Origin of the sequence: Pseudomonas sp. MIL19 (genome assembly GCF_028680365.1) — a bacterium.
In the GTDB taxonomy this organism is placed as follows: Bacteria; Pseudomonadota; Gammaproteobacteria; order Pseudomonadales; family Pseudomonadaceae; genus Aquipseudomonas; species Aquipseudomonas spirodelae.
This window is the reverse complement of sequence record NZ_JAPPVG010000010.1, coordinates 61,915-75,266: the sequence shown is the minus strand read 5'-3', so window position 1 is coordinate 75,266 and position 13,352 is coordinate 61,915. Positions and strand designations below refer to the sequence as shown.

Here is a 13,352-nt window from a genome sequence, read left to right as displayed (position 1 = left end):
GCTTAGTTGCCCGCCGCGCCAGGGTTGAAGGTGGCAGCGAGCATCGCACTGCTGTTTTCCAGGCTTTCATTGTCGTGCAGGCCCTGCCGCAGGTATCTGACCATCGCCGGCTGACGGGCGATGGCCAGGTCGGTATCCGCGTCGCCCCCCGACACATAAGCGCCCACACTGATCAGGTCGCGGCTCTGCTGATAACGCGACCACAACTGCTTAAAGCGCTGCGAAAGGCGCAGATGTTCGGCACTGACCACCTGCGGCATCACCCGGCTAATCGAGGCTTCAATATCGATGGCGGGGTAGTGCCCCTCCTCGGCCAAGCGTCGCGACAACACGATATGCCCATCGAGCACCCCACGGGCGGCGTCGGCAATTGGGTCTTGCTGATCGTCACCCTCACTGAGCACGGTGTAGAAGGCGGTAATCGAGCCGCCGCCCTCCTCGGCATTACCGGCACGTTCCACCAGCTTGGGTAGACGGGCAAATACCGACGGCGGATAGCCCTTTGTCGCTGGTGGCTCGCCAATGGCCAGGGCGATTTCGCGCTGCGCTTGAGCAAAACGGGTCAGCGAATCCATCAGCAGCAGTACGTTCTTGCCTTTGTCGCGGAAGTATTCGGCTATTCGCGTGCAATACATGGCGGCACGCAGACGCATCAGCGGCGCGTCATCGGCTGGCGAAGCCACCACCACGGAGCGTTTAAGGCCCTCGTGACCGAGAATCTCATCGATAAATTCTTTTACTTCACGACCCCGCTCACCGATCAGCCCGACCACGATAATGTCGGCCTCGGTAAAGCGCGTCATCATGCCCAGCAGCACCGACTTACCCACACCGGTACCGGCAAACAGGCCAAGACGCTGACCGCGGCCGACGGTCAGCAAGCCATTGATCGAGCGGATACCAACATCCAGCGGTTCACTGATGGGATTACGCTTGAGCGGATTGATCGTCGGGCCATCCATCGGCACCCAGTCTTCGGCCTTCATCCCGCCTTTGCCGTCGAGCGCGCGGCCGGTGCCATCGAGAACCCGACCGAGCATCGACATGCCCATGGGCAGTCGGCCGGTATCCGGCAGCGGCACCACACGCGCACCGGGGGCGATACCGGCCAGACTGCCGACCGGCATCAGGAAGATTTTGCCATTGGAAAAACCCATCACCTCGGCTTCGACCTGCACCGGGTGATAGCTGTCATCGTTGATCACCAGACAACGGCTGCCGAGTGCAGCACGCAGGCCTTCGGCTTCCAGGGTCAGACCGACCATGCGCAGCAAGCGGCCTTCAACCTGCGGCTGAGTCGGCAGCGCTACGACATTGCTGTAACCGGCCAGGCGCTTGGCAAAGCTGATCCGTTCAAGGCGCATCCGCAATCATCTCGGGGGCATCCAGGTCAGTCTGCAGGTCGGCTTCCAGCGGGTGCATGGCCTGCTCGCGCTGCTGTTCAAACAACTGCTTGATGGCCTGATTCAGTCGGGTTTCCACCGTGGCATCAATGCGGCTGAGTTCGCTTTCCACCCGACAACCGCCGGGCAGCAAAGCGGCATCTTCGAGAATTCGCCAACTCTCTTCATGGCGCTCGCGCAGGGCTTTAACCATCTCGAAATCTTGCGGATTAAGGTGAATGCGGATATTGCCCGCGCCCATCGGCAGCAGCTTCAACGCCTCGCTGAGCACCTGACGAATCTGGCTGGAATCACTGACCAACTCACGCTGAATCACCTGGCGCACGATCTGCTCAAGCAGCTTGATCAGCCCTTCTTCGAGCTGCTGATCCTGCCCGGCGATCGGCTCGAACAGGTGAGTCATAAGCTGCTCCAGCCCAGCTATTTTTGCCGCCAAGGCCACATCGGCGTCCTGTTTGGCTTTTAGCTGGCCTGCATGGAAGCCGTCTTTTTCGCCGGTGGCAAACCCCTCGTTGTAGGCGTCCTGACGGATTGCCTCCAACTCATCCAACGTCAAAGGCTTGACGTCTTCTAGAGCCACCTCTTCGCTGTCGGCCTGCGCGGGTTCGCTCGTTTCAGCGGTCGGTTCAACAGCCTGTTCTTCTGCGCTGGGTTCAGGCGTTGGTGCGTGCGGGTCAAAGCTGGGCAACGCCCAGACGTTAACGCCTCTTAGATCCTTGGCGCGAATCAGCTCACTCGCCGGTTCTTTACTGGACATTGCTTAGACCATTTCCTCGCCGCCTTTGCCGCCCAGGACAATTTCCCCGGCTTCGGCCATACGTCTGGCGATGGTAAGGATTTCCTTCTGCGCCGTTTCCACATCGCTGACGCGTACCGGGCCTTTGGCTTCCAGATCGTCGCGCAGCAGTTCGGCAGCACGTTTGGACATGTTCTTGAACACCTTTTCCTTGATGGCCTCATCGGCGCCCTTGAGCGCCAACACCAGCACATCGGAGGAAACTTCGCGCATCAACGCCTGGATGCCACGGTCATCGACATCGGCCAGGTTGTCGAAGACGAACATCAGGTCTTCGATCTGGCTGGACAGGTCCTCGTCAACTTCACGGATCGAATCCATCAGCTGACCTTCAACCGAGCTGTCGAGGAAGTTCATGATGTCGGCGGCACGCTTGACCCCGCCCAATGCAGCGCGAGTGCTATTAGAGCTGCCGGAAAACTGTTTCTCAAGGATCAGATTGAGCTCTTTCAGCGCGGCTGGCTGCACGGTGTTCAGTGAAGACACCCGCAGCACGATGTCCAGGCGCACCTTGTGGTCGAAATGGCCAAGCACTTCACCGGCCTGGTCGGGGTCGAGGTAGGCCACAACAATGGCCTGAATCTGCGGGTGCTCGTAGCGGATCACATCCGCCACGGCACGCGGCTCCATCCATTTAAGGCTGTCCAGACCGCTGGTGCTGCCGCCGAGGAGGATGCGGTCAATCAGGTTGCCGGCTTTGTCTTCGCCCAGGGCCTGCGTGAGCATCTTGCGGATGTAGCCGTCGGCACCAACGCCCAGGCTGGTCTGATCGCCGACGATGTCAACGAACTCGCCCATCACCTGCTCGACCTGCTCACGCTGAATATTGCGCATACCGGCCATGGCCACGCCTACGCGCTGCACTTCCTTCGGCCCCAGATGCCGCAGCACTTGGGCGGCATCCGTTTCACCGAGCGACAGCAGCAGGATCGCGGCCTTATCGACCTTGTTCAACTTGGCGACGGTTCGATTATCACTCATCGGCGTTAATCCACTCTTTCACAACCTGGGCGACGCGGCCCGGATCTTCTGCGACCAGGCTCTTTATGGCGTTTAGCTGTGCATCATACCCCTCACTCGGGCTCGGCAGGAGGATGCTTTGCGGCCCGCCGAGGCTGACCCGGTCTTCGGCCAAGTCACCGCCCAACCCGCCCATTTCACCGAGTTCAACGTCGCCACCACGGCCATCGCCCTGGCTGCGGCCAGCACCGGTGATGTTGTTCAGCACTGGGCGCAACACACCAAATACCAACACCAGGATAAACAGGACGCCAAGTACCTGTTTGACCACATCCCAGAACCACGGCTGGGTATAAAACGGAATTTCGATCAGCTCTTCACCCAGTTCAGCGGAGAACGGCGTATTGATCACGCTGACGCTGTCGCCACGGCTGGCATCGAAACCGACGGAGTCCTGCACCAGACGGGTAAAGCGCGCCAGGTCGTCACTGCTCCACGGCACGCGAGTGACCTCACCCGTGGCGGCATCCAGCTTGGCTTGATCATCGACCACCACCGCCACCGACAAGCGGCGCAGACGCCCCTGCTGTTGTTTGGTGTAGCTGATTGAACGGTCCAGCTCGAAGTTGCGTGTCGATTGCTCACGTTTGTCCGCCGGATAAGGCGCGAGCATGGCCAGGCCGGTGGCCGGGTCGATGATTTGCGCGCCATTGGCGTCCAGCAAAGGCTGCCCGGGCGCAATCGCCCCAGCCACAGCTGCGGCACCCGCACCGGCTTGCTGAGGCGCAGCGGCGGGACCTGGCGGCTGATTACTCAGGGCACCGGGCACGCCTTGTGGTGGCAGGCTGCTGGTGCGTTGCTCATTGACCTGCTGCTCACTGCGCAGCGCCGGCTGGTCGGGGTTGAACATTTCCGAGGTGGACTCCACCGCGCTGAAGTCCACATCCGCCGACACTTCGGCCTTGTAACGACCAGAGCCCAGTACCGGCTGCAAAATATTGTGCACGCGCTGGGTGAACAGGCTTTCCATGCGGCGGCTGTAATCGAACTGTTTGCCGGCCATGGTCAGCTCGGACATTTCCTGAATATCCGAGAGCAGGTTGCCCTTCTGATCGACCACGGTGACCTGGGCCTTATTCATTTCCGGCACGCTGCTGGCAACCAGGTTGACGATGGCCATCACCTGGCTCGGCTCCAGGCCGCGCCCCGAATACAACTCAACCAGTACCGAGGCGCTGGGCTTACGTTCGTCGCGTACGAACACCGAGCTTTTCGGGATAGCCAAATGCACGCGGGCGGCTTTGATGTTGTTCAGGCTGGCGACCGTTCGGGCCAGCTCGCCTTCAAGGCCACGGCGGTAGCGGGTGGCTTCCATAAACTGGCTGGTGCCCAGGCCTTGCTCCTGGTCGAGAATCTCAAAGCCGACGCTGTTGTCTTTCGGCGCAACGCCAGCGGCCGCCAGACGCATACGCGCACGGGCCAGGTCATCGGCCTGAACCAATAACGCGCCGGAGTTGGGCTCCACGGTGTATTTGATATCGGCAGCGGACAGTGTCTCCATCACCTGCGAAGCATCCATGCCATCAAGGCTGCCATACAGCGGGCGGTAATCCGGTTGCTGCGACCACAGCACCACGGCAAAGCCGATGGCCACACTGGCGGCAAGACCGACCAACAAACCGATCTGCCGCAACATCGACATATCGGAAAGGTTTTCCAGGAAGGTCAGGCCGAACAATGGTTTTTTCGGCTCGCCACCAGTGGTGGCAGGTACGTTTGCAGCGACAGCTTCCGCCATGATTCAGCCCTACCCTTAAACCGGCATCTGCATAATGTCTTGATACGCCTGAACCAGCTTGTTGCGCACTTGGGTCATGGCTTGCATGGAGACGCTGGATTTCTGCGAGGCAATCATCACATCCGTCAAATCCACACCACTGGTGCCCATTTCAAAGGCGGTTGCCAACTTACTGGCTGCCTGCTGGGTTTCGCTAACCTTGCCCACCGCCAGGCCGAGCATATCGGAAAAGCTCGGGGCCCCTGGTTCAGGCGTGCTGGCGACAGGTTTCTGACGCACCATGGCGTCGGCCTGCATAGAACGCATTTCCAGCATCAAACGATTGAACTCAACACCCTGACTCATCACTTCCTCCACTGGCCGCAGTTTTTTGACGCTTTGCGGCGTTTGCAGAGGTATTGCAACAAGGGTGCCAGGTTACCGACCTAGCGCTCAGCGCCTAGCGACGCGCCTGCGAGCGGATATACAGCGCTTCAACCTTCTCTCGTGCCCAAGGCGTCTTGCGCAAAAAAGTCAGGCTGGACTTGATGCTCGGATCGCTCTTGAAACAGCGAATGTCGATGCGTTGCGCCAAGCCATCCCAACCATACTGGGCAACCAGAGCGGTGAGGATGGCTTCAAGTGTCACGCCATGCAGCGGATTGTTCGGTGATTGAGTCATGCAGAACCTGTACGGACAGCCTGATTGAAAATATGCGCCACCTTAGCCAAGCCCACGCCTGACCGAAAGTGCGAAAACTGATGCCGGGGCTTTTATCTCGTCATAAAACGGCTCTGGCCGTTTTTGACGTCGCCAAGCAACGGCGTAAGGACGATAGCGAAATATGACGACCAAAAAAAAACCGGCCCTACAACGTGTGGGCCGGCAAAAAAACGCTTAAGTCACATGCACATCAGCGCAAAACACGCTGACTGGGCAACTGCGCGATCGGTCAGTTGCCCACTACAGGGGATTATCAGGCCGACTGGTATTCTTTCTCGGCTTCGTCGAAGCGCTTGATCATGCCAGCCGATGGGCCGTTGCCGATTTTGCTGAACACGACGATGGCCAGGGTGGCGAAAATAAAGCCAGGGATGATTTCGTACAGACCCAGGTGACCGAGAAGGTTCTTCCACAGGATCACGGTCAGGGCACCCACCAGCATGCCGGCCAACGCGCCGTTGCGAGTCATTTGCTTCCATACCAGCGACAGGATCACCACCGGACCGAAGGCTGCACCGAAGCCTGCCCAGGCATAGGACACCAGGCCCAATACACGGTTTTCCGGATTAGCCGCCAACATGATGGCGACGATAGCGATCAGCAGCACCATGCCGCGACCCACCCATACCAGCTCGACCTGCGACGCATCTTTACGCAGGAAAGCTTTGTAGAAGTCTTCCGTAAGGGCACTGGAGCACACCAGCAACTGGCAGCTCAGGGTGCTCATCACCGCGGCGAGAATGGCAGACAACAGAATGCCGGCAATCCATGGGTTGAACAGCAACTTGGCCAGTTCAATAAAGACGCGCTCTGGGTTATCGGTTACCGGGCCAGCAAGGTCCGGGTTAGCGGAGAAATACGCAATACCAAAGAAGCCCACTGCCACGGCACCCGCGAGGGTCAGGATCATCCAGGTCATGGAAATGCGACGGGCAGCGGGAATCGACTTAACCGAATCAGCAGCCATGAAGCGTGCAAGGATGTGCGGCTGACCGAAGTAACCCAAGCCCCAGGCCAACAGCGAAATCACGCCAACAAAGGTCGCGCCCTTAAGCATGTCGAAGTTAGTGGCGTCCTGCAGTTCGATGGCAGCGAAGGTGGTATCTGCGCCACCGGTGGCAATCATCACCACGACCGGAGTGAGGATCAGCGCGAAGATCATCAGCGTGGCCTGCACGGTGTCAGTCCAGCTCACCGCCAGGAAACCACCGATAAAGGTGTACGCAATGGTCGCCGCCGCGCCAGCCCACAAGGCTGTCTCGTAGGACATACCGAAGGTGCTTTCAAACAGGCGGGCACCAGCCACCACGCCCGAGGCGCAATAAATGGTGAAAAACACCAGAATGATCAGCGCCGAGAAAATACGCAGCACACGACTGCCATCCTCAAAGCGGTGGGTGAAGTAATCGGGCAGGGTCAGCGCGTTGCCATTGTGCTCGGTCTGCACCCGCAGACGGCCAGCCACGAACAACCAATTCAAGTAGGCACCGGCGATTAGGCCGATGGCGATCCAGCCTTCAGACAGGCCCGAGAGGTATACCGCGCCCGGCAAGCCCATTAGCAGCCAGCCGCTCATATCCGATGCCCCCGCCGACAAGGCGGTAACAAAACTGCCCAGGCTACGGCCGCCCAGAATGTAATCGGAAAGGTTCTTGGTGCGCATATAGGCGACCAGGCCAATCAGCACCATGAGCGCGATGTACACCACAAAGGTGACGAGCATCGGAGTACTTGCAGTCATTAGGGAATCCCCTCTTGATTGTTGTTATTGGGCAATAGGGAGTAGCCCCATTACCAACGTGGCATTTCATACCCGCGGTGCAGGTGAAGCCGGTTCACGCAGTCGGAGTTCTAGACCCCATTACAAAAAGGGCGCATGTCGCAAAACAGTCGCCCGTAAAACGCCTTTAACGGCTTGCCAAGGCCTCGCACGCAAAGCCCCGGCACGTACTCAAACTACGAATTAATACTGCGCACGGCTGACAACTTAACACCCAAAGAATGCGGAGTTTGCGCACGATCAGCCGCAGAAGCGACCCAGCAAATTATACCGCCACGCCCTGCCTTTTATTGGCCGCTACCTGTATTAGGTCTAGCCCAATTGCAGCGACTTGCAGGAACGCCCTATGGCGCAAACCTAGGCACGGCGTAAGCCGGGAACGGAATTTAGTGGCAGAGGCATGAACGCTTCTTACAAAATGCTCTGGAGTTTTTACAAAAAGCTCCATGCCGGGAACTTCCGGCAAACACCTGTTTCAAGCTCCGAGCAGTGATGGCGGCGCCATTTACCGCACGGCCTACCCGCATAGTACCGATCTAGACAGCCTGAACAAATATTGAGGTGTGTATTGCAGAGCGAAACATCCGATTACTCCGTCTACCGGCGCTTGGTCTCGCAACTGCTGCAGGGTGAGGAGCAATTACCCAGCCTGCCGACCCTCACGATGGATATTCGCCGCGCCTTGGGCGATCCCAATATTTCGCTCAGCGCTTTAACCCGCTTAATCAGTCGCGACCCTGCCCTTAGCGCCTTGCTGATAAAGCATGCGTCCAGCGCTCTGCACCGTACCACCACGGCACCGAAAACCCTGCTTGAAGTCATCAGCCGGCTCGGCATGGCTGAAGTCGATCGAATCACCATGGCGCATAGCATCAAAAGCCTGTTTACCCTGCACAGCCCCAAGCATAAACAGCTGTTTATCGAGGCGTGGGAGCGCGTGGTGATCAAGGCCAGCACCTGCACCCTGCTGGCTCGCCAGCTTGGCCATGTGGCGGCGGAACACGCCCTGTTGGCCAGCCTACTCAGTGAAGTCGGCACCCTCGTTGTGCTTTCGGCGTTCCGCAGCGACAGCGTGCCCCTCTCCAGCGCGCTGTATTACAAGCTGTGCCGCGAATACAGCAAATCGCTGGGGATTATCGTGTTGAAGAAATGGTCGGTGGATAACGACTATATCGAGATCATTCGCAACACTGGCAATTGGCAGCACAGCCCGGCAGGTAAGCTGCAATTGCTGGATATGGTCAACCTGGCGCTTTACCACTCGCTCAGGGAGCACGAGCCAACGGCCGATTTACCGCCACTGCAAGAGCTGGCGGCCTATCAGAAGCTGATGCCGCCGCAGAACTCCATCGATGACAATGGTCAACTGAGCCTGCTGAGCAGTCACCGCGCCGAGATCCTGGCAATCGCCCAGACCTTACGCTGAGCCTCTTTACGGCTTCACACGCTCGAGCCAAGCAACGCACTGCGCGGGCAACAGCGTCAGGCTGGGTTTGATGCCGTAGGCCTATGCGCAACAGACCAGAACTAAACGTTAGCGATCGATTACTTGCGCCCGCATGGGCGCCAGCCGCGCCAGCAGGCGATTCTGCGCGGGCATGGGGACGCCCTGGGCACTCATGGCCTCTTGCAGGTTTTCCACCAGGGCATTGAAGTCACTCGGCGTGAGGTGCTGGCCCTTGTGGCTTTCTTCCATGCTGTCACCACTGTAAGTACAAGGGCCGCCGGCCTCGACGCAAATCTGCTCCACCAACTTGTCGCGCAGACGCACGATGTCGATATTTTCAAAGTGCCTAACGATGCGCGGGTCGCCGGCAATATTCAGCAGCATGCCCTCGACGATGCGGGTAATCCCGGCCTGTCCCCCCAGGTCGCGGTACAGGCTGTCGTCTTTGGCCGGCTGCTGAGCACAGGCCGTCAGGGTCAACACAATGGCCAGCAGCAGGCTGCGCATGCTTAGAAGCTCCCTTGCACGGACAGGTAAACGCCGTCCTGGTTATCCAGCGTGGCGATTTCCCCCAGGCGCGCATAGGCCAGTACCACGGAGAGATGCTTGTTGGGGAAGTAACCGAGAAACAGGTCGGCCCAGTCACTCTCCCCGGCAAAGCTGAGGTTGTCCGGCTTCTCGCGGTACTCGACGCCCAGCGCCCAGCGCGGGTTGAACAGCACGGCAACCGAGCCTTCCTTGAGCACCGAGTGGCGATCACGCCGATCACCGCCAAAGCCCAGCAGGCCCAGCTCATTGGCCCGGCTGTAACGAACACCGCCATTGAGCAGCAGGTTGTAGCCCAAGGCACCGCCAAGGATCAGCCGGCTCGCGGTGATATAGCCCTCGGTGTCTTCGCTGCGCTGCGCGCCAATCAGCCGGGGAATCAGAAAATCCTTCTGGCGCTTGTGCTGAATACCCAGCGACACCTGCGGCAGCTTGTCGTAAATCAGGTCGCCAAACAGGCGCACCTTGAGGCCGAACACATCCTGGCTCAGGCTGTTTTCCGGCAGGTTGAGGTTGCGCGCCAGGGTGCCCAAATCAAAACGCTGGCGGGCGAAGGACAACTCGATTCGGTTATCGAATGCGACACCAATACCGGCCACATCCAGGCGGTAGTCGCCGGTTTCCACCCGCGTGGCGAATACATCGGCGCCCCACTCGCCGCGCTCGCCATACCCGGACAACACCGCCCAGGGCGTGATGCCACCGCCGGCCGCGCCCTCCAGGCTGCTGGCGCCACCGGTGGCCAGCAGGCGGCCATCGGCCCAGCTCAGGTTAGCCAACAGGCCCAGCAACAGAAGCACACCGTGAAACGGCTTTAGCATGGTCAATGCACCACGTCCGAGGCGGCTGGCGCGTGTTGCGCCAGCCAGGTTTCAAAGGCTGACGCCGCCAGCGGCCGGCTGATCAGGTAGCCCTGGGCGGTGTCACACTTCCAGCGCGCCAGGAGTTGCAGGCTGCGCTCAAACTCAACGCCTTCAGCCACCACCTTGAGGCCCAGGCTGTGGCTCATTTCGATGGTTGAACGCACGATCACCGAATCTTCACTGTCATCATCCAGATCGCGGATAAACGATTGATCGATCTTCAGCTCCTGCACCGGCATACGCTTGAGCTGAGCGAGGGACGAGTAACCCGTACCAAAGTCATCCACCGACAAGCTGATACCGCACTCGCGCAAGCCATGCAGCACCTGCAGAGCGACCTCCGGATTGAGCATCACCCCGCTTTCGGTAATCTCAAAAATCAGCTGTGCGGCCGGCACTTGGTATTCAGACAACAATTGGCTGACCCGCGCCGGTAACTGCGGGTCGATCAGGTCCTCGGTGGAGATATTCAATGACACCTGCACGTAAAGGCCGCGCCCGCCCCACTCACGCAACTGGCGCATAACGTCTTCTAGCACCCAGGAGGTCAACAGCTGAATGCTGCCGGTGCGCTCGGCCAGCGGAATAAACTCCCCAGGCGAAACCATGCCCAGCTCGGGGTGTTGCCAACGCAGCAAGGCCTCTGCCTGCCGCACCCGCCCGCTGGCAATATCCAACTTCGGTTGATAGTGCAGCAGCAGCTCGGCCTTGCTCGGCGCGTGGCGTAAATCGCGAATCAGGCGAATCTGCCGCTGCTGGGCATCATCGCGCCCCCGCTGGTAGACCTGTAGATGGCTGGCCATACCGGCCGCATCCTGCATCGCGATGGCCGCCCGGCGCAGCAGTTCTTCCGGGGCGTTGCCATCCACCGGGTAACTGGCAATGCCAATGCGGCAATCCAGTGCTACATCATGGCTGGCCACGCGCAAAGGTTTGAGCAGCAATTGCTGCAGCGTGTCGGCAATGCCCACGGCGCTGTCGCTGTCGGCGTTTTCCAGCAGCAGGAGAAACTCGTCACCGATGATCCGCGCCACGCTATCGCCGGGGCGCAAAATTCCCTGCAGTTGCCGGCTAAGCTGCTGCAGCGCCAAGTCGCCGCCCTCCGGCCCGAGGCTTTCATTGACCGCGCGAAAGTTCGCCACCCCTAAATACAGCAACGCCATCGGCCGCCCCGCCGTAATGGCACTGCCCAGGCGCTCCAGCGCCAGCGTGCGGTTGGGCAAGCCGGTGAGCGCATCATGCAAGGCATTGTGCGCCAACTGCCGTTCACGCTCGGCAATGCCTTGCTGCATGGCCTTGAAGGCCATGGCCAAACGCCCTAATTCGTCAGCGCGGTGCAGGTCCAGATCGGCCTGATAATCCCCCTGACGCACTCGTTCGGCGACGGCAGCCAGTTGCTGCACGGGTTGCGACACCGAGCGCGCTAACAACAGGGCGCCGCTTAGTGACGCGGTCAGTGCCACCAGGGCGATCAGCAGAATATTTTGATCAAGCGACGCGAACGCCTGCTGCGCCTGACTCAGGGATTTGTGCAGCAGCGCACGCACCTCAAACCCGTCGCCACTGGCCAGTACCAGTGCTTGGTTAAGGTAGCGTTCGCTGCCGATCAAGCTCACCGCATCATTCGCCAGGTGGGTCATCCCCTCCTGTACCTGCTCGCGCTGCGCCGCTGGCAAGGTACTGATCCAGATATCGGCAACCCCCTTCTGGGTCGCCAACAGGGTTAAGTCCAGGTGGGTCAGTTCGCGCAGCTCGGCAGCAAAGGCATCATCCACCTGAAAGCCCATCATCACTCGGGCAATCGGCAACGGTGCGCTAACGGTGGCCTGCACCAGCAGGTAAATTTTGTCGGCAATCGGCATCAGGAAAATCTGTGCGCCTTCGCGCTGGCGCTGCATCACCTGGGCACTCAAACGCAGGGCTGTGGCGCCGCTAATCTGCCGGTCGCTGCTGACTTCCAGGTTGCCGTCTAGGGACAGCATCATCACCACACTGGCATTGATCCGCGCACCGTGATTGGCCAACGCCGAACGAATGGTCTCGGTGTCACCGCTGGCCACGGCGTCCTTAAAACCGAAGTCGGCGGCCAACACCTGAACGGCATCGTGCAACTGCCGGCCACGCACTTCGAGCAACTGCTGAAACACCAGGCTGCCGACATCCAGCTGCTCGCGTGCCTGGCTGCGCACCGCTGCATTAGTGGCGGTTTGTACGGCTACATAGAGCGCGCCGACCACAATGAGCAGCAGCAGAACCAATACACCGGCAATTCGCGCCTGGAAGCTATTGCGCAGCATCGCGGGCCTTCTTAAATGCATCGCCAAAGGCGCTGGCCGGCGCACGCGGGGCAACCCGGGCAGCCGGGGCTTGTATGGCCAAGGTGAAGCGCTGCTGGTTACCGCCCTCGCTCAACTGCACCTCACCGGCCGCCTGCGGCAACATCTCTGGGGCTTGTGGGTGCCACAGGCTGGCCGAGTAAGTACCCGCCGGCAGTTGGTCAATACGCAAGCGCCCCTGGGCATCGCTCACAGCAAACCAAGGATCGTCGGTGACATAGACATAGCCCAACATCCAGTCGTGGATATTGCAGCCAAGCACGACCACACCGGGCTTATCGAAGATCACCGGTTCACTTGGCGTGCCCTGATACAAGCGCAATTCAAAGCGCTTGGCTGGTGAGAAGGAATAGACGTGGTGGCGAATATTGTCGCTATTGGGAAACTTCACCGACGTGCCGCTGCGCACCGCCAGCACATTCGGTACGAACTGCTGCGAGCGTTGATCCATAATCGCAGCCGCCGATACAGTCGGGGCATCGGCGAAGCTGCGCAAACTAAGTACGGCATTCGCAAGCGGCTGGCCTTGGCTGTCCAGCAGTTCAGCCTGCAAGCTGGCGGCATGCAGCGGCGCGCTCAGCAGCAAGAAACTCAGCAGCGAGCGCGCAAACGATAAATACAGGTATTGGCTCATCAAGACGACTCGTACGCGAGGGGCACACTTTATTAGGAACAGCATCCATGCCTGACACATTGAGTGCCGCAGTGAGCCACAGCTTA

12 protein-coding genes are annotated in these 13,352 nt (G+C 59.7%); 1 reads left to right on the top strand and 11 read right to left on the bottom strand.

What is annotated here, in order from left to right:
* Window positions 1–2: 2 nt before the first annotated feature.
* The 7 genes from fliI to putP all read right to left on the bottom strand — a co-directional run bounded on the left by fliI (window position 3) and on the right by putP (window position 7,401).
* Complete coding sequence (fliI, locus tag N1078_RS09015; RefSeq protein ID WP_274087846.1) at window positions 3–1,364, bottom strand: flagellar protein export ATPase FliI; 1,362 nt, start codon at window positions 1,362–1,364, stop codon at window positions 3–5.
* Complete coding sequence (gene fliH, locus N1078_RS09010) at window positions 1,354–2,160, bottom strand: flagellar assembly protein FliH (protein WP_274087845.1); 807 nt, start codon at window positions 2,158–2,160, stop codon at window positions 1,354–1,356. Before fliH ends, fliI begins: the two co-directional genes overlap by 11 nt.
* Window positions 2,161–2,163: 3 nt before the next feature.
* Window positions 2,164–3,180: a flagellar motor switch protein FliG gene (gene fliG / locus N1078_RS09005; RefSeq protein WP_274087844.1), complete on the bottom strand. Its 1,017-nt coding sequence runs from the start codon at window positions 3,178–3,180 to the stop codon at window positions 2,164–2,166.
* Window positions 3,173–4,957, bottom strand: a complete 1,785-nt coding sequence (gene fliF, locus N1078_RS09000) for a flagellar basal-body MS-ring/collar protein FliF (RefSeq protein ID WP_274087843.1) — start codon at window positions 4,955–4,957, stop codon at window positions 3,173–3,175. The genes fliG and fliF overlap by 8 nt, the downstream gene beginning before the upstream one ends.
* A gap of 15 nt (window positions 4,958–4,972) precedes the next feature.
* Window positions 4,973–5,302 (bottom strand): flagellar hook-basal body complex protein FliE, encoded by a 330-nt coding sequence (gene fliE / locus N1078_RS08995; protein WP_274087842.1) that lies wholly within the window; start codon window positions 5,300–5,302, stop codon window positions 4,973–4,975.
* A 94-nt stretch (window positions 5,303–5,396) separates the two neighbouring features.
* Complete coding sequence (locus N1078_RS08990; protein ID WP_274087841.1) at window positions 5,397–5,618, bottom strand: VF530 family protein; 222 nt, start codon at window positions 5,616–5,618, stop codon at window positions 5,397–5,399.
* Window positions 5,619–5,913: 295 nt separating this feature from the next.
* Window positions 5,914–7,401 carry a sodium/proline symporter PutP gene (gene putP, locus N1078_RS08985; protein ID WP_274087840.1) on the bottom strand — a complete coding sequence of 496 codons (1,488 nt, stop codon included), beginning with the start codon at window positions 7,399–7,401 and terminating at the stop codon, window positions 5,914–5,916.
* 607 nt (window positions 7,402–8,008) lie between these two features.
* On the opposite strand from putP, the gene N1078_RS08980 reads away from it, so the two are divergent.
* On the top strand, window positions 8,009–8,866 hold the full coding sequence (locus N1078_RS08980) for an HDOD domain-containing protein (protein WP_274087839.1): 858 nt from the start codon (window positions 8,009–8,011) through the stop codon (window positions 8,864–8,866).
* A gap of 108 nt (window positions 8,867–8,974) precedes the next feature.
* Here the strand turns inward: N1078_RS08980 and N1078_RS08975 are convergent, their stop codons facing one another.
* The 4 genes from N1078_RS08975 to N1078_RS08960 are packed head-to-tail and all read right to left on the bottom strand — an operon-like array spanning window position 8,975 to window position 13,266.
* Complete coding sequence (locus tag N1078_RS08975) at window positions 8,975–9,394, bottom strand: group I truncated hemoglobin (protein ID WP_274087838.1); 420 nt, start codon at window positions 9,392–9,394, stop codon at window positions 8,975–8,977.
* Window positions 9,395–9,396: 2 nt separating this feature from the next.
* Window positions 9,397–10,254, bottom strand: coding sequence for a DUF3034 family protein (locus N1078_RS08970; RefSeq protein WP_274087837.1), 858 nt, complete (start codon window positions 10,252–10,254; stop codon window positions 9,397–9,399).
* A 2-nt stretch (window positions 10,255–10,256) separates the two neighbouring features.
* Complete coding sequence (locus N1078_RS08965; RefSeq protein ID WP_274087836.1) at window positions 10,257–12,593, bottom strand: putative bifunctional diguanylate cyclase/phosphodiesterase; 2,337 nt, start codon at window positions 12,591–12,593, stop codon at window positions 10,257–10,259.
* The gene (locus N1078_RS08960; protein WP_274087835.1) at window positions 12,580–13,266 is read right to left on the bottom strand and encodes a methylamine utilization protein; all 687 of its coding nucleotides are present in this window, start codon (window positions 13,264–13,266) and stop codon (window positions 12,580–12,582) included. Before N1078_RS08960 ends, N1078_RS08965 begins: the two co-directional genes overlap by 14 nt.
* Window positions 13,267–13,352 lie beyond the last annotated feature (86 nt).

Bases quoted from the DNA above. Each gene is read 5' to 3' on its own strand.
- fliI (WP_274087846.1), bottom strand. From the start codon at position 1,364: ATGCGCCTTGAACGGATCAGCTTTGCCAAGCGCCTGGCCGGTTACAGC.
- fliH (WP_274087845.1), bottom strand. From the start codon at position 2,160: ATGTCCAGTAAAGAACCGGCGAGTGAGCTGATTCGCGCCAAGGATCTA.
- fliG (WP_274087844.1), bottom strand. From the start codon at position 3,180: ATGAGTGATAATCGAACCGTCGCCAAGTTGAACAAGGTCGATAAGGCC.
- fliF (WP_274087843.1), bottom strand. From the start codon at position 4,957: ATGGCGGAAGCTGTCGCTGCAAACGTACCTGCCACCACTGGTGGCGAG.
- fliE (WP_274087842.1), bottom strand. From the start codon at position 5,302: ATGAGTCAGGGTGTTGAGTTCAATCGTTTGATGCTGGAAATGCGTTCT.
- N1078_RS08990 (WP_274087841.1), bottom strand. From the start codon at position 5,618: ATGACTCAATCACCGAACAATCCGCTGCATGGCGTGACACTTGAAGCC.
- putP (WP_274087840.1), bottom strand. From the start codon at position 7,401: ATGACTGCAAGTACTCCGATGCTCGTCACCTTTGTGGTGTACATCGCG.
- N1078_RS08975 (WP_274087838.1), bottom strand. From the start codon at position 9,394: ATGCGCAGCCTGCTGCTGGCCATTGTGTTGACCCTGACGGCCTGTGCT.
- N1078_RS08970 (WP_274087837.1), bottom strand. From the start codon at position 10,254: ATGCTAAAGCCGTTTCACGGTGTGCTTCTGTTGCTGGGCCTGTTGGCT.
- N1078_RS08965 (WP_274087836.1), bottom strand. From the start codon at position 12,593: ATGCTGCGCAATAGCTTCCAGGCGCGAATTGCCGGTGTATTGGTTCTG.
- N1078_RS08960 (WP_274087835.1), bottom strand. From the start codon at position 13,266: ATGAGCCAATACCTGTATTTATCGTTTGCGCGCTCGCTGCTGAGTTTC.